This is a genomic window from Mitsuaria sp. WAJ17, from assembly GCF_014174515.1.
GTDB lineage: Bacteria > Pseudomonadota > Gammaproteobacteria > Burkholderiales > Burkholderiaceae_C > Roseateles_B.
On sequence record NZ_JACJUG010000023.1, the window covers coordinates 1 to 20,654 of the forward strand.

19 protein-coding genes and 1 pseudogene are annotated in these 20,654 nt (G+C 68.7%); 12 read left to right on the forward strand and 8 right to left on the reverse strand.

Annotation, left to right across the window (positions count from 1 at the left end):
* From H5407_RS17400 to H5407_RS17430, 7 genes and pseudogenes are all read left to right on the forward strand, one after another.
* Positions 1–424: pseudogene (locus H5407_RS17400) on the forward strand (hypothetical protein); the annotation flags it as partial.
* Positions 421–2,721 (forward strand): cohesin domain-containing protein, encoded by a 2,301-nt coding sequence (locus H5407_RS17405; protein WP_183105752.1) that lies wholly within the window; start codon positions 421–423, stop codon positions 2,719–2,721. The pseudogene H5407_RS17400 and the gene H5407_RS17405, both read left to right, overlap by 4 nt.
* On the forward strand, positions 2,718–3,209 hold the full coding sequence (locus H5407_RS17410; protein WP_183105753.1) for a type II secretion system protein: 492 nt from the start codon (positions 2,718–2,720) through the stop codon (positions 3,207–3,209). Before H5407_RS17405 ends, H5407_RS17410 begins: the two co-directional genes overlap by 4 nt.
* Complete coding sequence (locus H5407_RS17415) at positions 3,203–3,592, forward strand: type II secretion system protein (RefSeq protein ID WP_183105754.1); 390 nt, start codon at positions 3,203–3,205, stop codon at positions 3,590–3,592. Before H5407_RS17410 ends, H5407_RS17415 begins: the two co-directional genes overlap by 7 nt.
* Before the next feature lie 16 nt (positions 3,593–3,608).
* Positions 3,609–4,109 (forward strand): type II secretion system protein, encoded by a 501-nt coding sequence (locus H5407_RS17420; RefSeq protein WP_183105755.1) that lies wholly within the window; start codon positions 3,609–3,611, stop codon positions 4,107–4,109.
* A 98-nt stretch (positions 4,110–4,207) separates the two neighbouring features.
* The gene (locus H5407_RS17425) at positions 4,208–5,047 is read left to right on the forward strand and encodes a rhodanese-like domain-containing protein (RefSeq protein WP_183105756.1); all 840 of its coding nucleotides are present in this window, start codon (positions 4,208–4,210) and stop codon (positions 5,045–5,047) included.
* A gap of 314 nt (positions 5,048–5,361) precedes the next feature.
* Positions 5,362–5,901 (forward strand): transglutaminase family protein, encoded by a 540-nt coding sequence (locus H5407_RS17430; RefSeq protein ID WP_183105757.1) that lies wholly within the window; start codon positions 5,362–5,364, stop codon positions 5,899–5,901.
* A 79-nt stretch (positions 5,902–5,980) separates the two neighbouring features.
* On the opposite strand, the gene H5407_RS17435 is transcribed toward H5407_RS17430, so the two are convergent.
* From H5407_RS17435 to H5407_RS17445, 3 genes are read right to left on the reverse strand one after another with little or no spacing between them, the layout of a single operon-like run.
* Positions 5,981–7,420: a PA domain-containing protein gene (locus H5407_RS17435; RefSeq protein WP_183105758.1), complete on the reverse strand. Its 1,440-nt coding sequence runs from the start codon at positions 7,418–7,420 to the stop codon at positions 5,981–5,983.
* Between the two features lie 8 nt (positions 7,421–7,428).
* Positions 7,429–7,878: a post-PEP-CTERM-1 domain-containing protein gene (locus tag H5407_RS17440; RefSeq protein WP_183105759.1), complete on the reverse strand. Its 450-nt coding sequence runs from the start codon at positions 7,876–7,878 to the stop codon at positions 7,429–7,431.
* A 24-nt stretch (positions 7,879–7,902) separates the two neighbouring features.
* Positions 7,903–8,565 carry a choice-of-anchor J family PEP-CTERM protein gene (locus H5407_RS17445; protein WP_183105760.1) on the reverse strand — a complete coding sequence of 221 codons (663 nt, stop codon included), beginning with the start codon at positions 8,563–8,565 and terminating at the stop codon, positions 7,903–7,905.
* Positions 8,566–8,898: 333 nt separating this feature from the next.
* On the opposite strand from H5407_RS17445, the gene H5407_RS17450 reads away from it, so the two are divergent.
* On the forward strand, positions 8,899–9,975 hold the full coding sequence (locus H5407_RS17450) for an acyltransferase (RefSeq protein WP_183105761.1): 1,077 nt from the start codon (positions 8,899–8,901) through the stop codon (positions 9,973–9,975).
* Positions 9,976–9,986: 11 nt separating this feature from the next.
* Complete coding sequence (locus H5407_RS17455) at positions 9,987–10,514, forward strand: CAP domain-containing protein (protein WP_183105762.1); 528 nt, start codon at positions 9,987–9,989, stop codon at positions 10,512–10,514.
* A gap of 34 nt (positions 10,515–10,548) precedes the next feature.
* On the opposite strand, the gene H5407_RS17460 is transcribed toward H5407_RS17455, so the two are convergent.
* From H5407_RS17460 to H5407_RS17480, 5 genes are all read right to left on the reverse strand, one after another.
* A complete protein-coding gene (locus H5407_RS17460; protein WP_183105763.1) occupies positions 10,549–11,193 on the reverse strand; it encodes a response regulator transcription factor in 645 nt (214 codons plus the stop codon).
* A gap of 31 nt (positions 11,194–11,224) precedes the next feature.
* On the reverse strand, positions 11,225–12,472 hold the full coding sequence (locus H5407_RS17465) for a sensor histidine kinase (protein WP_183105764.1): 1,248 nt from the start codon (positions 12,470–12,472) through the stop codon (positions 11,225–11,227).
* A gap of 90 nt (positions 12,473–12,562) precedes the next feature.
* Entirely contained in the window at positions 12,563–13,705 is a 1,143-nt protein-coding gene (mnmA, locus tag H5407_RS17470; protein WP_183105765.1) for a tRNA 2-thiouridine(34) synthase MnmA, read from the reverse strand.
* A gap of 61 nt (positions 13,706–13,766) precedes the next feature.
* Complete coding sequence (locus tag H5407_RS17475) at positions 13,767–16,673, reverse strand: EAL domain-containing protein (RefSeq protein WP_183105766.1); 2,907 nt, start codon at positions 16,671–16,673, stop codon at positions 13,767–13,769.
* A 175-nt stretch (positions 16,674–16,848) separates the two neighbouring features.
* Positions 16,849–17,382, reverse strand: coding sequence for an NUDIX hydrolase (locus H5407_RS17480; protein WP_183105767.1), 534 nt, complete (start codon positions 17,380–17,382; stop codon positions 16,849–16,851).
* 272 nt (positions 17,383–17,654) lie between these two features.
* On the opposite strand from H5407_RS17480, the gene H5407_RS17485 reads away from it, so the two are divergent.
* From H5407_RS17485 to H5407_RS17495, 3 genes are all read left to right on the forward strand, one after another.
* Positions 17,655–18,770, forward strand: coding sequence for a Re/Si-specific NAD(P)(+) transhydrogenase subunit alpha (locus H5407_RS17485; RefSeq protein WP_183105768.1), 1,116 nt, complete (start codon positions 17,655–17,657; stop codon positions 18,768–18,770).
* Between the two features lie 19 nt (positions 18,771–18,789).
* Positions 18,790–19,101: an NAD(P) transhydrogenase subunit alpha gene (locus H5407_RS17490; RefSeq protein WP_183105769.1), complete on the forward strand. Its 312-nt coding sequence runs from the start codon at positions 18,790–18,792 to the stop codon at positions 19,099–19,101.
* Between the two features lie 112 nt (positions 19,102–19,213).
* Entirely contained in the window at positions 19,214–20,638 is a 1,425-nt protein-coding gene (locus H5407_RS17495) for an NAD(P)(+) transhydrogenase (Re/Si-specific) subunit beta (protein ID WP_183105770.1), read from the forward strand.
* The last annotated feature ends 16 nt before the right edge of the window (positions 20,639–20,654 follow it).

Consider the following 20,654-nt stretch of genomic DNA (forward strand, 5'->3'; position numbering starts at 1 on the left):
CGCGTCGCCGGCGCCACTGCCCGCCGCGGCGCCGGCGACGGGCCTGCCCTCGCTGCCCGTCGATGGCTCCCCTGCCGTTGGAAGCGATGAGCCCTGGCGCCAGCCCTTCGTCATCCCGTCCTGGGCACGGCCGGCGGAGCTGCCCGCGCTGCAGGCGCCAGCGACGGCGCCCGTCAAGGAGGTGCTGCTTGAGCAGGCGCCCTCCCGCGTGGCACCGCCCCTTCCCTTCAAGGCTCTGGGGCGCTATGAGGACGAACGCGGCCCGGTGGCCCTGCTGCTCCATTTCGACCAGAGCCTGTTTGCCCGGCCCGGCGACAAGGTCGCCGAGGCCTACCTGCTCGAGGCGATCCAGGACCACATGGCCGTCTTCCTCCATGTGCCTACGCAGACGCGTCAATCTCTCGACATCTCCAGTTCTCCATGACCAAGTTCCCTGATGCAAGGCGCCTGCGTGCGCGCCCTGGGTGCCGATGGCTCGGCCTGACCCTGCTGCTGGCCCTGGCCGGTTGTGCGGGGGACGCGGCCTTCCGTGAAGGCCAGGCCCTCATGGCCCAGGGCCAGCAGGAGGCAGGCTTGGCCAAGCTCCAGCAGGCGGTGCAGGAAGCGCCCAGGAACGCCGAGTTCCGCATGGAACTGCTGACACGGCGCGAGGCCGTCGTGCGCCGTGCCCTGATGGATGCCTCGGGCGAGGCCAGGGCTGGACGACTCAGCGAGGCGGAGAAGCACTACCAGAAGGCCCTGGGCCTGGACCCCGAGAATGCCGTGGCACGCCAGGGCATGCAGGACATCCTCCGGGATCGCCGCCACCTCCAGGTGCTGGCCGTGGTCGAGCGCGAGCTCAAGGCGGGCGCCACCGAGTCTCTGCCCCTGACAGCGGCCAAGCTGCGCCAGGTGCTGCTGGAGAATCCCCGCAGCACTGCCGCCCAGTACTGGCAGGCCCGCGTGGAGGCGCTGGAGCAGCAGCAGCTCGGGCCGGACAAACGCCTGGCGGCAGCCTACCGCAAGCCCGTGTCCCTCGAGTTCCGCGATGCGCCGCTGAAGTCCGTCCTGGAGGTGCTGGCCAAGGTGGCCGGGCTGAACTTCTTCTACGACCGTGACGTGCGGCCCGACCTCCGCGCCACGGTGATCGCCAAGCAGACCACGGTGGAGGACGCCCTGCGCCTGCTGCTCACCACCAACCAGCTGGAGCAGCGCGTGCTGAACGCCAACTCCCTGCTGATCTATCCTTCGACGCCGCAGAAGCTCAAGGAGTACCAGGCCCTGTCGGTGCGGACCTTCTTTCTGGCCAATGGCGACGTCAAGGCGGTTTCCAACCTGCTCAAGACCATCGTTAAGGCCAAGGACATGGTGGTGGACGAGCGACTCGGGACCATCGTCATGCGAGACACGCCCGAAGCGCTGAGGCTGGCGGAGCGCATCGTGGCCCTGCACGATGTGGCCGACCCCGAGGTGATGCTTGACGTCGAAATCATGGAGGTCAAGCGCTCCAGGCTCATGGAGCTGGGTGTGCAGTGGCCGGGTCAGCTGAGCCTGGCACCGCTGACCACGGGCACCGATGCCCTGACCCTGAGCCAACTGGCCCACCTGCGCCCCTCTACCGTCAAGGCCACGGTGGGGCCGGTGGCCATCAACGCGCGCAAGGAAGACCAGGACGCCAACATCCTCGCCAATCCGCGCATCCGCGTCCGCAACAAGGAGAAGGCCAGGATCCAGATCGGCGACAAGGTGCCGGTGATCACCACGACTTCGACCTCGACGGGCTTTGTGTCCGAATCGGTGAGCTATGTGGACGTGGGGCTGAAGCTGGAGGTCGAGCCCCAGATCCGCCTGGACCAGGAGGTGGCCATCAAGGTGAACCTGGAAGTCTCCAACCTGGTCCGCGAGATCGTCAGCAAGACGGGCACGCTGTCCTACCAGATAGGGCAGCGCGCGGCCTCCACGACCCTGCAGCTGCGCGACGGCGAGACCCAGGTGCTGGCCGGGCTGATCAATTCCGAGGAGCGCGTCGGGGCCAACAAGGTGCCGGGGCTGGGCGAGCTGCCCATCGCGGGCCGCCTGTTCGGCAGCAGCAAGGACGACACGCAGCGCAGCGAGATCCTGCTGTCCATCACCCCGCGCATTCTGCGCTCCCTGCAGCGTCCGAGTGCGCAGCAGGCCGAGCTGCTGTCAGGCACGGAAGCGGCCATCGGCATGCCCGAGCTCAAGCTGGATGCCGTGCCCGAGGCCAAGGAGAAGCCGGAAGGCACCGCGGCGCCGGCCGCTGCTGTGACCCGACCGCCGGAAAGCGCAGGCGCCGAGCGCGCGGGCCCAGGCGTGGCTCTGAAGTGGCAGGGGCCGGCTGCCGTCCGCGTCGGCGAACAGTTCACGCTGACCTTGCACATCAGCTCGGAGCAGGCCCTGCTGGGGCTTCCGCTGGTGCTGGGCTTTGACCCCAAGATCGTGCAGCCGGTGTCGGTCCAGGAGGGCAGTTTCTTCAAGCAGGGCGGGGGCAGCACGGCCTTCAGCCACCGGCTGGACGTGGCGCAGGGCAAGGTGTTTGCGGCCATCACTCGCGACGGTGCCAACGGCGTCAATGGCCAGGGCGGCGTGGTGCAGGTCGCCTTCCGCGCCCTGGCCGCCGCGACGGGTACGGGTATCGCGCTCAGCGCGGCGACGCCCACGCCGGAGCAGGGGCTGGCGCGCCCGCTGCCGCTGGTCCACAGCCTCGTCGTCACGCCATGACGACCCGCCCCTGCGCCCGCCGCACCGCCCGTGGCTTCACCTTCGTCGAGCTGCTGGTGTGCCTGGCCATCCTGTCGGTGCTGGCCCTGGTCTCCGTACCCATGGCGCAGGTGGCCGCTCAGCGTCACAAGGAGCAGGAGCTGCGTCACGCGCTGATGGAGATCCGTTCAGCGCTGGACGCCTACAAGCGGGCCGCCGAGCAGGGGCGCATCGCACTGACGGTCGGTGACTCGGGCTATCCCAAGTCGCTGCAGGTGCTGGTCGATGGCGTCGAGGACCAGCGCAGTCCCGTCAAGAAAAAAATTCACTTCCTGCGGCGCTTGCCCAGGGATCCATTCGCTGCCGAAGGCGTGCCAGCCCCGGACAGCTGGGCCTTGCGCAGCTTCGCATCCCCGGCGGACGATCCCAGGCCGGGCGACGATGTCTACGACGTCCTGTCGAAATCCGAACGCAAGGGCCTCAACGGGGTCCCCTATCGCCTATGGTAGCCAGCCGCCGCCCCCTGACGCGCGCCTTCACCTTGATCGAGATGCTGCTGGTCATGGTGGTCCTGGCCATGCTGCTGACGCTCTCCGTGCCGCGCTACTTCAGCTCGCTGGACAAGAGCCGGGACGTCGTGCTGGCCGAGAACCTGCGGGTGACGCGCATCGGCATCGACCGCTTCTTCGCGGACAGGGGGCGCTATCCGGAGTCGCTGGAGGAACTGGTCGAGGCGAAATATCTCTCGGCCCTGCCCTGGGACCCTGTGCTGGAGAGTCAGACGAACTGGGTTCTGGTGGCGCCGCCCAGCGGCGAGTCCGGGCGCGTGGCGGATCTGCGCAGCGCAGCGCCCGGCAGCGGCAAGTCAGGCAAGCCCTATGCGGACTACTAGGCGACACTGTCGGCGCATGGCCGGCTTCGCGTATGTCTGGCTGCTGCTGGGCATCGCGGCCCTGGGCCTGGGCCTGGTGCAGGTGGTGGAGGTGGCGTCGCAGGCGACCCAGCGCGCCCGCGAGCGCGAACTCCTTTTCATCGGCCAGCAGTTCCGCCAGGCCTTCGAGAGCTACCAGCAGGCCTCGCCGGATCCCAAGGCCAGGGAGCTGCCGCAGTCCCTTGACGCGCTGCTGGCGGATCGCAGGACGGGCCAGCTGCGGCGGCATCTGCGCCGCATCTACGTGGATCCCATGACTGGCAAGGCCGAATGGGGGCTGGTGCGCGCGGGCGCCTTCGTGGCTGGGGTGCATTCCCTCTCCAACCAGCGTCCGATCAAGCAGGACAACTTCGAGCCCGACGATGCCGCGCTGGCCGGCAAGCAGCGCTATGCGCAATGGGTGTTTGGCGTGCCAGTGCTGGCTGCGGCGGCATCGGCGGTGGCGCCTGGTGCCTCGGCGGTGCAACTCTCTCGATAGCAGGGAAACTTCATATGCAGGGACGGTGGATGACTTCTCGTGGGGCAGGCCTTGCCACGGCCTTCCTGCTTCTGACCAGGGCGGCAGGCGCGATGGACATGACCGGGCTCGACGTGCTGGCCGGCATTCCCCAGGCCACGGGGGCCTGTCCCAAGCCGCCTGTAGAGGCTTCGTCCAAGGCTGAACGACCGCAGGTAAGGGCACGGCCGCTGAAGCAGGAGGATTGCCTGATCGACGTGGCCGAGCTGTCCCGGTTCGGCGGCGAACTCATGCTGGCGGATGTCCGCCTCCCTGCGGAGTTCGAGCGAGGGCATGCCGCCGGCGCGATAAGTGTCAGCCCGGAAGCCCTGCTGTCCAAGCCCTACTGGCGCGCGAAGTCCGTGCTCCTCCTGGGCCGTGGCAAGGGCGAACCGGAGCTGGTGGACCTGTGCTTCGCCCTGCGGGCGCAAGGCTACCGCAAGGTGGCTGTCGCTGACGGAGGCGTCATCGCCTGGGTGCAGCAGGGCATGGGCTGGTCCGGCCTGCCCCTGGACCTGCGCGAAGCGCAAGACCTGACCCCGGAGGAGTTCCTGCTGGAGATGCAGGATCCCCGGCAGCGTCTGTACTTCAGCCCAGAGATGGTTGGCCTGCGCCGCCGCTATCCCGATGCAGAGCCCCTGGCGACGGCAGGCGTTGTGGCTGGGGCTGCGTCCGGCCCAAGACGCCAGGGCGGCAGGGCGGCCGGGGCTCAGCCCGATCGCGTGCGCTCCCGATTCATCGTGGCCTCGGACCGCGATAGCGCTCAGGCGCAGCTCGATGTGCTGCAGGCGGGCCAGGGCGGGCGCCTGGGCTTGATCTACACCGGGGGCGAGGCCGCGTTGGCCGCGGCCGCCCGGCAGGCCGCTCGCCTGGACGGCCTGCAAAGACTGGGGCCCAAGCGCCTGGGCTGCGGCCTGTGAGGCGGCGCGCCGCCCTGCGGGGTCTGACGGCCGGCCTCGCTGCTGCGCTACCCACTCTGGCATCGGCCGGTGAAGTGCCGCTGCGGCGACTCCGCTTTGTCTGGGAGCTGTTCAATCCCGGTAGCCAGTGGCTCAGGAATGAAGAATTCGCCTGCGCCCTGCCGGCGTCGCTGCCAGGCGGGCAGCAGCTGGTTTCTGCGCAAGGTTCACATCCACTGCGCTGGAATCCGGACTGCCTGGGTCAGAACACCGCGCTGATCAGCTTGTCGGAAGTCGCCCCGAACCAGCGTGTCAGGGTCCATGTCGATATGCGCGTGGCACTGCTGCCGTCGATGAAGCCCGCCTCGGGCAGGGGCTGCGACAACTGGCAGGGGCCCGGGCCCTACCTGGACCTGGGCGAGGCTCCCATCACCGAGCTTGCGGCCGAACTGAAGCTGGGGTCAGGTCTTGATACTGCCCGATCCATCTTTGAATGGCTGCTCGCGCACATCCGCTACACGGCCTACAGCCCGAGCGACAAGGGCGCTCTTCAGGCCCTGCGCATGCGCCAGGGCGATTGCACCGAGTTCGCCCATCTGGCGACGGCGCTGGCCCGGGCCGCAGGTCTGCCGGCCCGGACGGTGGGGGGCTACGTGCTGGATCACGACGCCATCGTGAAGCCTGGCGACTACCACGACTGGGCAGAGCTGTGGGTGGACGGGCGCTGGCTCATCCTTGACGCGCAGCGCCGCGAGTTCGATGCGGATGCGCAGGCCTATATCCGCTTCCGCTACTACTCGAAGCACGGCGACGGCACGTTGGGCAGCCACCACCGCTGGCGGACGCTGGGACAGCTGCAGGTCGCCTGGCAGTGACGCCATGAAAAAGGCGCGAGCCCCGAAGGATCTCGCGCCTTGAAAGCTGCCGGCACCGGGCGGTGCCGCAGCGTGCGGCTTACCAACCGATATCGCGCAGCAGGTGGAAGGTCAGGTCCTTCGGCGACTGCAGGATGGTCGTCAGGTCGGCGCTGATGAAGGGCTCCATCAGCTGGTTAGGGAAAGCGCTGGTGTCGTAATGGGACACCGAGGAACCCGGGGCGAAGGGATTGGGCGTGTAGAGGTAGGGGCGACCCATCAGGTCGGCGCCGGCGTACTGGCTCATGTCCAGACTCAGGGTGATGTACAGGCCGGAGCGCGTGCGGGTGCGGGCCTTCATCGCGTCCTTCAGGGCCAGGCCGTCCACCTTGCTGATGCGGGCGGAGGGGATGGTGATGGTGTCGTCGGCACCGCCCAGGCCCGGGGGCGGGTTGTCGGCTGCGTTGTCCACCACCAGCACGGCCTTGGCGCCAGCCAGCTGGGCGTTCTTGACCTTCACGGTGAAGGAGCAGGTGCCGCGATCCACCAGGGCGATCTTGCCGGCCACTGCCAGCTTGTTGGCTGCGCTCAGCGGATTGCAGGCCAGACCGGTGACACCGTCGGCCTGATCGACCACGGGCATCACTTCGGCGCTCAGGCCGGTGGCCGTGATCTGCGGGCCGAAGGCGGCGGTGCCGATGGCCAGGGCGCGCGACAGGCTGGACGGCGCGGTGATCTTGGCGGAGGGCGTGCCCAGGGCCAGGACTTCAGGCACCTTGGACTTGACGTCGGTACCGTTCCACACCAGGCGGCGGCCGTTGGTGGCGGAGGTGACGCGCTCGGCGTTCGTCATCTGCGTCCACAGCTTGCCGGTCACGTTGTCCAGCAGGTAGTGGTCCCAGGCCGAGGGGTAACCCATCAGCTGGGAGCCGGTGTTGCCGCGGGTGAAGGTGGCGAAGCCCAGGCCGTGGCCCAGCTCGTGCAGCAGCGTGGCGACGAAGTTGATCTTGCCGCCGGTATTGCCGTCCAGGCCCAGGTAGAAGCCGGAACCGCTCAGGCAGTCGGGCTTGCCCAGGTTGATGTTGAACTGGGTCTTGATATCGACGTTGCCGTAGCCGCTGCCGTCATCGGGCTGGCCTTCGGACTGGTTGACGCCCGAGATCTTGTTGGCCAGGGCCTGCGGATACCAGGTGTTGGCCTTGGGGGCACCGGCGAAGTCGCGCCAGATGTTCCAGGCGCTGGCGCTGCCCAGCACGGCCGAGCCGGCCGAGCAGGTCAGGGGTTCCCAGCCAGCGCTGACGGTGATGACCACGTCGCTGCTCAGCTGCTTTTCCCAGATGTCGGCGACGTAGCGGTAGACGTTCCAGCGCTGCTCGCCCAGCGTGGTGCCGGGGTTGCCGCCCACGGGGGCGACGGGCGTGGGGTCGTTGAAGCCCACGCCGACGGGATCACGGTTCTGGATCTGGATGGTGGCGGCCTGGGCGGCACCGAAGGCCAGCAGCAGGGAAGCCGCCAGCGGCTTGATGAAGTGCTTGCTCATGACGGGATTCACTCCTTGTTGGCGGACTTGGCCACTTGGCCCTTGACGATGGCCTCGGCCTGGTCCTGGCCCTGCACGCAGGTGCTGGACAGGCTGCCGTCGGCATTGCGGGTCACGACGGAGTAGCTGACGTTCTCGGGGCCGGGACGGAAGCCGTAGGCGCCGCGCGAGTTCATGCGCTCGGCCTGGACGGGGGCCACGGACAGGGCACGCAGGCGCGAGGACTTGGCGGCCTGGGCCTTGGCCTGCAGCGCGGCCAGCTCGTCGGCGGTCGGGGCGCGCAGCTCGCCGGTCACGGCGTCGCGCACGGCGATCATGCCGTCGGCGCCTTCGGTGACGCTGGTGCTGGCGGCCGCCTTGGCTTCAGCCTTGGCGTGCTCGTCGCAGTTGGTGCAGGCCAGGGCGGCGCCGCTGAGCAGCAGGCCGCTGGCGAGAGCGATCAGGGATTGGCTCTTCATGGTGTGTTCTCCTCTTGTGGGGACTCAGGCCTTGCGACGACGCTGGGCCACGGCGGCACCCACCAGGCCCAGGGCGATCAGGGCGTAGCTGGCGGGTTCGGGGACGGTGCTGACGTCAAGCGTGTCGAGGGCGATGGCATCGGCCGTGTCGTAGCTACCCTTGTAGACAAAGGCCAGGCGGCCCGAGGCGCTGCCGCCCAGGCCGTCGAAGGTGGCGGTGTAGCGGGTCCAGCCAAAGGGGGCGCCATTGACGTCGCCAGCCGGGTTGATGGACACCAGCAGGTGCGTGAAGCCGCTGGTGGCGCTGGAACTGCCATTGGTGCTCAGCATCACGTCCAGTTGATCGATGAAACCATCGGCCATGGCATTGGCGTAGAAGCTCAGCTGGAAGGACTGGGACAGCGAGAAGGTCTTGGTGATCAGCCAGTTCTCGATGGCGCCGCCAGCCGGCTTGGCGCTGTTGTACGTGGCCGTCGCGTAGCTGGTCGGGCCACCTGCCTGCGGAGCGAAGACGCCGTCGGCTCCCTGCAGCCAGTTGCTGCCAGGGTTCGTGCTCTTGTTGGTGAACACCCAACCCTGGGCAGCCAGGCCGCCGACATTGTCAAAGCCCTCGGACAGCAGCGTGCTGGCCTGGGCGCTGGCCATGGCGGCCGACAGGGCCAGGACCGAAAGAAGTTGCTTGCGCATGTGAAAGACCCTCCAAATACGGACTCGAGATGGACTGGGGTGCGTGCGGCGCTCAAAACTGCTCGGCCGGGGCTGTCCAGACCGTGCGGATTCTCACGACCTGTCCTTCGAAGTGGGGATGCTGTAAGCCCTAGTGACACCAAGTTGCGGGGTGGTGAAAGCCCGTAAAGGAAAAACAGGATGGCAGCAGGCCGCTGTCCCAGGCGCAGCCTGGGCGTGACGCCGCTGGCCGCCCAGTCACCCCGCCGAGGAGGGCAGGGCGAGGTGCTGAGCCGGCGTCGCTACAGTGCAGCCTGATCCATCGCCACGGCCTCGTGCCTCCAGGGCTTACTGATGTCCCCGGCCTTCTCGATCCACCTGGACCTGCTGCGTCTGGCAGCGGCCCTGCTGGTCTTCGTCCACCACGCGTCGTATGCGCGTTTTCACGGTCGCTGGCTGCAGGGCCTGGCGGGCTACGGGCATGAGGCGGTGGTGGTGTTCTTCGTGCTGTCCGGCTACGTGATCGCCTACAACCACGAGCACAAGGACCTCGACTGGCGGCGCTACGCGGTCCAGCGCCTGAGTCGGCTGTGGTCAGTCGCTCTGCCGGCGATCGCCCTGACCCTGCTGCTGGATGCCTGGGGGCGCCCGCTGCAGCCCACGCTTCACGACACCCAGCCAGGCGGGTGGGGCCGGGTGCTGGCCTCGGTCCTCTTCGTCAACGAATTCTGGATCGAGGGGTGGGCGGCGGGCAGCAATATCCCCCTTTGGTCCCTGTCCTACGAGGCTGGCTACTACCTGCTCTTCGGCGTGCTCAGTTTTTCGCCGGCGCGCTGGCGCTGGCCGCTGACCCTGGCCTGCGCGCTGCTGATCGGTCCACGCCTGTTGCTGCTGCTGCCGGCCTGGTGGCTGGGCGTGTGGGTCCATCGCAGCCGGCGGGTGCAGGCGATGGGCGCCTCCGAGGGGGCGCTCCTGGCGGCCATCGGCCTCGCCTGGGCGCTGGCGCTGGCGGTGGGCAAGGTGGGCAACCGGTTCATCACCTGGCGCCTGATGGACCTGCTGTCGCAGCCGCTGTCGCAGCTGATAGGGAATTCGGACGCCTTCATCTCGGACAACCTCATCGCCCTGGGCGTGGCCGCGCATGTGGCCGGCATGTCGGCCTGGCTGCGCGGGCGCCAGGCACCCGCCGCACTGGCGCGCTGGGCGGCGCGGCTGTCCCGGGCCACCTTCCCCATCTACCTCTTTCACTACCCGCTGCTGCAGTTCTTCGCTGCGCTGACGACGGTCTGGCCCTTGCTGGCATGGGGTGGCGTGGCGGTCCTGAGCCTGATCCTGTCGGCCGCCTTCACCGGCCCCTGCGAGCAGCTGCGTCAGGTGCTGAGGCGCTGGCTGTCCCGGCGCCTGCAGACCGCAGGCCGGCCCTGGCCCTAAGATGGCGTGCCATGAGACGCACGACTTTCCTGCAGCTTCTGCGGGCCGGCCTGCTGGCCGGCCTGGCCACGGCCGCGACGGCACAGGAGGCGCCGCGGCAGCCCCCGGGCTGCGACCCCGATGTAGAGCAGGCCCTGGCCCTGGCCAATGCCTTGCGCCAGGAGGCACGCCACTGTGGCGCCCGGGCCTTCGAGGCCGCCCGCCCGCTGCGCTGGAGCGGGGCCCTGCAGACCTCGGCCCGGCGCTTCGCGGCCGAGCTGGCGGCCCGCGGCGAGCTGAGCCACCAGGGGCTGAGCAGCCCCACACTGAGGGAGCGCGTGCGTGACACCGGCTATGTGCTGCGCGCCGTCGGTGAGAACCTGGCCGCGGGCCCCCTGGGCCTGGACGAGGCCTTCAGCCTCTGGACCGCCAGCGAGGAGCACTGCGCCAACCTCATGCGCGCGGACTTCGAAGAGCTGGGCCTGGCCTGCGTCAGCGCCTCGGGGCGCTATGAACGGTTCTGGGTGCTGCACCTGGCGGCACCTGCCCGGCGCTTCTGAGCGGCAGGGCCGGGCGGCCCTGCCTCGCTGATCCTCAGATCCAGCCCAGGTCGATCGCCCGCAGCACGGCCTGAGTGCGGTCGCGCACGCCCATCTTGGAGAACACGGCCGAGCAGTGGTTCTTGATCACGCCCTCGCTATTGCCCAGCAGGGCGGCGATCTCGGTGTTGCTGCGGCCGCTGGCCACCAGGCGCAGCACCTGCAGCTCCTTGGGCGAGAGCGGATCCGGTTGGGGCGTGGCGCTGAAGGCGCGCTCGACACTGGGGCGCTCCATGCGCTCGGTGAGCGAGGGGCGCAGGGCCGTGCCGCCGGCGGCCACATCCTTGAGAGCCTGGACCAGGGTGTCGGGGCTGATGGCCTTGAGCAGGAAGCCCTTGGCGCCAGCGCGCACGGCCTCGTCGAAGGCCTCGGCGTCGTCGAAGGTGGTCAGCAGCACCACGGGGATCTTCCACGCGCGGGCCGCCAGGGCGCGGATCAGACCGGTGCCGTCCAGGCGCGGCATGCGCATGTCGGAGAGGATGACATCGGGCTGGTCCTCGGCCAACTTCTCCAGTGCCTCGGCACCGTCGGCGGCCTCGCCGATCAGCAGCACCTCCTCATGCAGGGCCAGCAGACCCTTGAGGCCCTCGCGCACCAGTTGCTGGTCTTCCACCAGCAGGACCTTGATCTTCTCGCTCATGGATTTCTCCTCTCGTCGTGATTCCCGGGGCTCAGCTCTTGCGTGGCACCCGCCATTCGATCATGAATCCGGGGCCGTTTTTCAGGATCTTGAAGCGCCCTCCCAGCTCGGCCATGCGTTCCTGCATGCCCTTGAGGCCATTGCCCTCGCGCAGCTTCGGCGCGCCGGGGCCGTCGTCCTCCACGGTGACGCAGACTTCGGCCGCGTCGCCTTCGCCCAGGCAGCTCAGGCGGATGCCGATGTGCTGGGCCCGGCCGTGGCGCACGCTGTTGGTGACGGCCTCCTGCACGCAACGCAGCAGGGCATGGGCGGTGCGCGGGCTCAGGTCTTGCGCGACCTCGTCCAGCTCCAGGCTGATGTCGGTGCTGGCAATGCCCTTGGCGAGCGCCTGCAGGGCCTCGCGCAGGTCGATGCGGTTGCTGGCGCGCTCGGCCGAGACGGCGGCGCGCACGTCGGCCAGCAGGTGGGCGGCGCCTTCTCGGGCGCGCGCCACGGCCTGCGAGGCGCCGTCGGGGTCCTGTCGCTTGAGCAGGGCCTCTGAGAGCTGCAGCTGCAGGTTCAGCGCGGTCAGGTGGTGGCCCATCACGTCGTGCAGCTCGCGGGCCATCATCATGCGTTCGGCGTAGCGCAGTTGCTCGGCCTGCAGGGCCTCGCCCGAGGTCTTCTCGGCCAGCATGACCTGCAGCCAGCGGCGCTTGTCGACCTCGTTGGCCAGCAGGCGGCCGATGCCGAAGGCCATGGCATAGAGGCCCACGAAGGCGCCCAACTGGGCCATCAGCAGGGCCCACATCGAGGCATTGGGCTGGCGCTGCTCCTGCCATTCGGTCTCGGAGGGCAGCAGCGCGTAGAGCAGCAGGCGGATCACGACCTGGCTTACCGCGAAGAAGAAGGCCGCGCGCAAGCGCAGCCGCACTGAGGCCAGCACCGTCACCAGAAAGGGGAGGGCCGGGGTGATGCACCAGGCCAGCAGATCCAGCGCGACGATGCGCTGCAGGGCGCGCGGGCGCGGCCGGTCCAGGCTGCTCTCCTGTGCCGCCTGCCAGAAGAGATAGATGAAGGCGCAGAAGAGCAGGAAGCACGCGATCACCAGCACTGGGTCCTGCGGATTGCCCAGGCTGCGGCGGTAGAGCTGGGCCAGCAGGCCGTCGTAGGGTTCGGAGTTGCCGCCACGCAGGGCCGTCACCAGGCTGCCGAACTCCATCAGGAAGTAGGCCAGGGTGGCGATGCGCAGCACCACCGAGGGGCGTGCGATGCGGGCGAGGAAGCGGTCGAAGTTCAAGATGGCGGCGTGAGGAGTCGCCAGCGTGCCACAGCGCCTGGCTTTGATCACGTGCCGGGCGTCATGGCCCGGGCATTCACCGATCAGGGATCAGGGGATGGCTTCGGCGATCACGCCGCCGCCCAGGCAGACCTCGCCATCGTAGAGCACCGCGCTCTGGCCCGGCGTCACCGCCCACTGCGCCTGCGGGAAGTCCAGGCGGAACTGGCCGGTGCCCGGATGCTCGGGTGTGAAGGCGCAGGGCGCATCGGCCTGGCGGTAGCGCGTCTTGGCGCCAAAGCCTCCGAAGGCTGGCGCGGGGCCGCACCAGGAGAGGTCGTCGGCGATGAGGCTGCGGTACTGCAGCAGCGGGTGGTCATGGCCCTGCACCACCACGAGGGTGTTGCTGTCCAGGTCCTTGCGGGCGACGAACCAGGGCGCATGCTCGCCGCCGCCGCGCGGCGCGCCCTTCTCCTTGATGCCGCCGATGCCCAGACCCTGGCGCTGGCCCAGCGTGTAGAAGGACAGGCCCACGTGCTCGCCCAGCTTGCGGCCGCGCTCGTCCTTGATGGGGCCGGGCTGGTGGGAGAGGTAGCGGTTGAGGAACTCGCGGAAGGGTCGTTCGCCGATGAAGCAGATGCCGGTGGAGTCCTTCTTCTTCGCATTGGGCAGGCCGATCTCCTCGGCGATGCGGCGCACCTCGGTCTTGGGCAGCTCGCCCACTGGGAACAGGGTCTTGGCCAGTTGGTGCTGTTGCAGCCGGTGCAGGAAGTAGCTCTGGTCCTTCAGCGGGTCCAGCCCCTTCAGGAGCTGCACGTGCTCGCCGACCTGGCGCACCCGCGCGTAGTGCCCCGTGGCGATCTTCTCGGCACCGCGCGCCATGGCGTGGTCCAGGAAGGCCTTGAACTTGATCTCGGCATTGCACAGCACGTCGGGATTGGGCGTGCGGCCGGCCTGGTACTCGCGCAGGAAGGCGGCGAAGACGCGGTCCTTGTAGTCGGCGGCGAAGTTGACGTGCTCGATCTCGATGCCGATGACATCGGCCACCGAGGCGGCGTCCAGGAAGTCCTGGCGCGAGGAGCAGTACTCGCTGTCGTCGTCGTCTTCCCAGTTCTTCATGAAGATGCCGATCACCTCGTGGCCGGCCTTCTTCAGCAGGTAGGCGGAGACGGCGGAATCGACGCCGCCGGACAGACCGATGACGATGCGCTGTCGGGCGGACGAGGGAGACGTGGGGGGCAGGGACGAACTCATGCCCCGATTGTCCCAAATGCCGGCGCGGCTGCATGGGGGCGGGGCAATGCTGGGCCTGCGGTCAGCCCGGGACGGCGGCCAGCGACTGCGGCAGGCGCTCGAAGCTGGCCTGGTCCACCGGGCGGCTGAAGAGGAAGCCCTGGAAGCGGTGGCAGCCCATCTTCAGCAGGGCGTCGCGCTGCTCGTGCGTCTCCACGCCTTCGGCGATCACCTGCAGGCCGAAGGTCTGGCCCAGGGCCACGATGGTGCGGGCGATCACGGCGCCGTTGGAGTCGAGCAGCATGTCGCTGACGAAGCTGCGGTCGATCTTGAGCTCGGCCAGCGGCAGCCGGCGCAGGTAGTTCAGCGAGGAGTAGCCGGTGCCGAAGTCGTCCAGCGAGAAGCCCACGCCGACCGCGCCCAGCGCGCTCATCTTGGCGATGGTGTCCTCGACGTTCTCGGCCAGCAGGGACTCGGTGAGCTCCAGCCGCAGTCGGCGCGGATCGGCCCCGTGGCGCCGCAGGGTGCCCAGCACGCCGTCCACGAAATGGGTGTCCCGCAGCTGCAGCGCGCTGACGTTGACGGACAGCTTCAGCGCGTTGCAGGCCGGGTGCTGCGCCCAGGAGGCCAGGGTGCGGCAGGCGGCGTCCAGCACCCACTGGCCCAGCTCCAGCACGAAGCCGCACTGCTCGGCGGCGGGAATGAAGACGCTCGGCGGCACCAGGCCGCGCTGCGGATGCTGCCAGCGCAGCAGCGCCTCGGCCCCGAGGATGCGGCCCTGTTCATCGACCTGGGGCTGGAAATGCAGCAGCAGCTGGCGCCGCGCGATGGACTGGCGCAGGTCCGCCTCCAGGGCCGCGCGCGTGGCCAGCACGGACTGCAGCTCGGCGTCGAAGAAGCGGAAGGTGTTCTTGCCCTGGGCCTTGGCCTGGTACATCGCCGTGTCGGCATGCGCCATCAGCTCGCTGGCGCCCAGCAGGTTGTCGCCGAAAAGCGTGATGCCGATGCTGGGGCTGCTGTGCTGCTCGCGCTCCAGCAGCTGGAAGGGTTTTTCGAAGCTCAGCAGGATCTTTCGCGCGACCGTCTCGGCGTGTGCGGCTGCGGCCTCGCGGGTCTCGCCCAGGCTCTCCAGCATGATCACGAACTCGTCGCCGCCCAGGCGCGCCACGGTGTCGCCCTCGCGCACTGCGCCGCTGAGCCGGCGCGCCACCTGCACGAGCACGCGGTCGCCGAAGTCATGGCCCCAGGTGTCGTTGAGCAGCTTGAATTCGTCGAGGTCGATGAAGAGCAGGGCGCCGAGCTGGCTGCGTCGTGCCGCGCTGAGCACGGCGCGCTCCAGCCGGTCCAGCAGCAGGCGGCGGTTGGGCAGATCGGTCAGTTGGTCGAAGAAGGCCAGGCGCTGGATCTCGGCCTCGGCGGCGCGGCGCTGGGTGATGTCGCGCACCATGCCGATGTAGATGCGCTCGCCCTCGCGTTCGATCTCGTTGACGGCCAGGCTCATGGGGAAGCGCTCGCCGTTCTTGCGCAGGCCCTCGACCTCGCGGCCGCGACCGATGACCTGGCGCACGCCGGTGCGTGCGTAGTGGTCCAGGTAGCCGTCGTGCTCCTCGGCATAGGGCGGGGGCATCAGCATCTTGATGTTGCGCCCTAGCACCTCGCTGGCCTCGTAGCCGAAGATCTTGCTGGCGGAGCGGTTGAAGGTCTGGGCGATGCCCTGGCGGTCGATGGTGATGATGCCGTCGATCACGTTGTTCAGGATGGCCTGGGTCTGCTGCGCGGCATCGAGCAGGGCATCGCGGGCGCTCACCTCCTGGGTGATGTTGCGCGAGAGCACGATCAGGCGGGGCTTCGCCCCGGCCTCGTGCTGGCAGCGCGTGGCATGCAGCTCGAAGTGGTGCCGGCCCACGGGCAGGTCCAGCACGATGCGCCGGCCGCTGGAGGTGCCATGCTCCAGCGCCTCGTGGAGGGTCTGCAGCACCGTGGCTGCCGCCTCGGGCGCCAGGACCTCCGTCACGCACCGGCCGATGAAGTGGCTGGGCGGCGCTGCCAGCAGCTCGCTGGGCGGGGAGTGGTAGCTGAGGTAGCGGCCGTCGATATCGAGCTCGAAGACCAGGTCGGGCACTGTCCTTAGCGTGGCCTGCAGCTTTTCCTTGACCTGCTCCAGCTCCCTGTAGGGGCGCTGCACGGCCTCCATGAACACCGCCTGGTGCAGGAACAGGTAGCCGATCACCTTGTAGACATGGCCGGCGAGATTGAGCACGTCGGTCACGCTGGCATAGAGCGTGAAGAAGAGCTCGCTCATGGCCATGCACAGCACGGCGCCCAGCAGCGCTGCGGCATTGAAGGGCGTGGGCTCGCGCATGCGCCGCAGCAGCAGCAGGGCCGTCAGCATCAGCAAGCCCACCAGAACGTACTCGGCGGACACCTTCAGCGGGGTCAGGCCTTGCCCGGGCACGAAGGTGCGCGGAAGGCTGTCCGGGTGCATCAGCACGGCCCAGTGGACCAGGATCACCAGGGCCGCGATGCCCAGCAGCAGGGCATGGCGGCTTCTGCGCTGCAGGGCGGTCTGCCAGGGCGCCGCCACCATCCACATCAGGCTCAGGCAGGCCAGCAGGCGGGCCGCCAGCCAGAAGTTGATGGCCTTCTCCGGGCCCGAGGGCGTCACGTAGTCCGGCATGCCCGCGTAGGACATCAGGTGTGAGAAGTCCAGCAGGCCGACCCCGGCGAAGGCACAGGCCAGCACGCAGACATTGCCCGGCACCTGGCCCAGGCGGCTGCCCCAGGCCAGGCTGAAGATCAGGCCGGCGACGACGATGGAGAGAGTCTCCAGCAGCGCATGCAGCGGCGCATGCGAGGCCAGGCCGCGCAGCGAGGGCGGCACCGGCAGGGCCCAGCAGGCGATCAGTCCGGCCAGCAGCAACCCGATGCGCGGGAGGAGTTTGCGCAGGTCGGCCCGGTGGCTGCGGTCGAGTCGTTCGATGACTTGCAAGGCGGCGGGGCCAGGTGAGCGAAGCGGCAGGCCGCCTGCGCACCAGAGCCGGGGTGGAGGGTCGCGACGATGCTAGCACCGGGCCTGCGCGTCGCCTGTGCATTGCTGCGCAGGGCGTCCGGATATGTCGCATCCGCGTCTTGACTTATGTCAAGCAATGAGCGGACGGGCCTATTCAGGGCCGGATGGGCCCGGCCGCTGCATAACGATCGGGCTGCCAGAGGCTGTCGGCGCAGTGGATCAGGTCCAGCGGATGGCGCTGGCCGCGCAGGTGGTCCTGCACGCACTGCCAGACCAGGGCCGATCGCGTGCGTCCCTCGCGCTCTGCCTGGGCGATCTCCCTGGGACTCAGCCACAGCCAGCGCAGGATGCCTTCATCCAGGGCCAGGCCGGGCAACGGCTCGCCCACCACGCCGTTGTAGGCCACGCGCAGGTAGGTGACGTCCTCGCCGGTGGCGGGGCGCTGGAAGCGGGCCATGTAGAGACCCAGCAGCGATTGCGGCGTGAAGGCGTGGGCGGTCTCCTCGCGCACCTCGCGCACGACCGCCTCCAGTGGCGACTCTCCCTGCTCCAGGTGGCCCGCGGGCTGGTTGATGCGCAGGCCCTCGGGGGTCCTCTCCTCGACCATCAGGTAGCGGCCCTGGCGCTCAATCAGGGCCGCGACGGTGACGCTGGGCTTGAAACGCAGGGGAGGTGCTGGGGTGTTCATCCCTGCATTGTGGTGCGGAAGCCGCAGCAAGCCCGGCTTTGCGTCTCGCGAAAGGGAGAGCTCTCCAGGCCCGGTCCGGCGCCGGTCCATGGGGGAGGACCGGCTCGCGTGGCGGCGGCGGGGGGCATCCTGGGGCAAACCCGCGCTCGCGGCCGGCTTGGCGCGTCATGAAGCCCATGTAAGCTCGCCGCAAGTCTTGCAGATCCCGTTCCCGATCCGCAGGTCGGGCGCCCCCTGGGTGGCCGGCCTCGCGTTCCCACAGGAGAAGTCCGATGCTGATAGCAGTGCCGCAGGAAACCGCGGCGGGGGAGTCCCGTGTCGCGGCCACGCCGGAGACCGTGAAGAAGCTGGTGGCCCAGGGCCATCGTGTGCAGGTGCAGCGGGGCGCCGGCCTGCGAGCCAGCGTGACGGATGAGGCCTATGCCGCGGCCGGCGCGGAGCTGGTCTCGCGCGAGCAGGCCTTCTCGGCCGACATGCTGCTCAAGGTGCGCGCGCCCGGCCCCGATGAGCTGGCCCTGGTCAAGCCGGGCACTGTGCTGGTGGGCATGCTCAACCCCTTCGATCGCGAGGGCCTGCAGCGCCTTGCGGACGCCCGCCTCACCGCCTTCGCCCTGGAAGCTGCGCCGCGCACCACGCGGGCCCAGAGCATGGACGTGCTCTCCAGCCAGGCCAATGTGGCGGGCTACAAGGCGGTAATGATCGCGGCGGACCGCTACCAGCGCTTCTTCCCCATGCTCATGACGGCGGCCGGCACGGTCAAGGCCGCGCGCGTGGTGGTGCTGGGCGTGGGCGTGGCGGGCCTGCAGGCCATCGCCACGGCCAAGCGCCTGGGCGCGGTGATCGAGGCCTCCGACGTGCGGCCCTCGGTGAAGGAGCAGGTCGAATCCCTGGGCGCCAAGTTCATCGACGTGCCCTATGAGACCGCCGAGGAGAAGGAAGCGGCTGAAGGCGTGGGCGGCTATGCCCGCCCCATGCCAGCGAGCTGGTTGGAGCGCCAGAAGCTGGAGGTGGCCAAGCGCGTGGCGCAGGCTGACGTGGTCATCACCACGGCCCTGATCCCCGGCCGCGCCGCGCCCGTGCTCGTGAGCGAGGACATGGTCAAGTCCATGAAGGCCGGCTCGGTGATCGTGGACCTCGCGGCACCGGCCGGCGGCAACTGCCCGCTGACCGAGCCCGGGCAGACCGTGGTCAAGCATGGCGTCACGCTCGTGGGCGAGACCAATCTGCCCTCCCTGGTCGCGGCCGATGCCTCGGCGCTCTATGCCCGCAACGTGCTGGACTTCCTCAAGCTGGTCTGCACCAAGGAGGCCGGGTTCCAGATCCCGGCGGACGACGACATCGTCACGGCCTGCCTTGTCGCGCAGGACGGCCAGGTCAAACGCAACTGATCCGGAAGGAGCCGAGGCCATGGAAGCCATCGACCACACCATCATCAACCTCATCATCTTCGTGCTGGCCATCTATGTGGGCTACCACGTGGTCTGGACCGTCACGCCGGCCCTGCACACGCCGCTGATGGCCGTCACCAACGCCATCTCGGCCATCGTCATCGTTGGGGCCATGCTGGCCGCGGCGCTGACCACCACGGACATGGGCAAGGTGCTGGGCACCCTGGCCGTGGCGCTGGCGGCGGTCAATGTCTTCGGCGGCTTCCTGGTGACGCGAAGGATGCTGGAGATGTTCAAGAAAAAATCGCCCGCCAAGAAGGAGGCCAAGTGATGAGCCATTCCAGCGTTTTTTCGACGCCGGCTAACTTGCCCGTGGGCCAGTCAAGCGAAGCGGCCGCAGTCAAGAAGGAGCGCAAGGCGCCTGCGGTGAAGGAGGGCCAGGCATGAGCATGAACCTCGTCACACTGCTGTACCTGCTGGCCAGCGTCTGCTTCATCCAGGCCTTGAAGGGCCTCTCCCATCCGACCACCTCCATCCGTGGCAATGTCTTCGGCATGGTGGGCATGGCCATCGCCGCGGGCACGACGGCGGCCCTCATCGTCAAGCTGGCCAACGGCGATGCCTTCGGGCTCAGCTACGTGCTGGTGGGCCTGCTGATCGGCGGCGGCACGGGCGCCTTCATGGCGCAGCGGGTCGAGATGACCAAGATGCCCGAGCTCGTGGCCTTCATGCACAGCATGATCGGCCTGGCCGCGGTGTGCATCGCCGCGGCGGCCGTGCTGGAGCCGGCGGCCTTCAGCATCGCCGACGCTGCGGGGCGCATCCCCGGCGGCAATCGCATCGAGCTGGGCCTGGGGGCCTTCATCGGCGCCATTACCTTCAGCGGCTCCGTGATTGCCTTCGGCAAGCTCAGCGGCAAGTACAAGTTCCGGCTCTTCCAGGGCGCGCCGGTGACCTTCCCCGGCCAGCATTGGCTCAACCTGGTCCTGGGCCTGGCCTCGCTGTTCTTCATCTTCGGCTTCTGGCATTCCCAGAGCTGGATGGACTTCGGCCTGGTGCTGGCCCTGGGCTTCGTGCTGGGCGTGCTGCTGATCATTCCCATCGGCGGGGCGGACATGCCGGTGGTGGTGTCCATGCTCAACAGCTACTCGGGCTGGGCCGCCGCGGGCATCGGCTTCTCGCTCAACAACAGCATGCTGATCATCGCCGGTTCGCTGGTGGGCAGCTCGGGGGCCATCCTGAGCTACATCATGTGCAAGGCGATGAACCGCTCCTTCTTCAACGTGATCCTGGGAGGCTTCGGCGGCGATGCCTCGGCTGCGGCAGCAGGCGGCGCGGTGCAGCGTTCGGTCAAGAGCGGCAGCGCAGACGACGCCGCCTTCATCATGGGCAATGCCGAGAGCGTCATCATCGTCCCCGGCTATGGCCTGGCTGTGGCCCGCGCCCAGCACGCGGTGAAGGAGCTGGCGGCCAAGCTCACGGAGAAGGGTGTCAGCGTCAAATACGCCATCCACCCGGTGGCGGGCCGCATGCCCGGCCATATGAACGTGCTGCTGGCCGAGGCCGAGGTGCCCTATGACCAGGTCTTCGAGATGGAGGACATCAACGCCGAGTTCGGGCAGGCCGATGTCGCCATCATCCTGGGCGCCAACGACGTGGTGAACCCGGCCGCCCACCAGAAGGGCAGCCCCATCTACGGCATGCCCATTTTGGAGGCCTACAAGGCCAAGACCATCATCGTCAACAAGCGTTCCATGGCCGCGGGCTACGCGGGGCTGGACAATGAGCTCTTCTACATGGACAAGACGCTCATGGTGTTCGGCGACGCGAAGAAGGTCGTTGAGGACATGGTGAAGGCGATCGAATAGCGACGATGGAACCGAG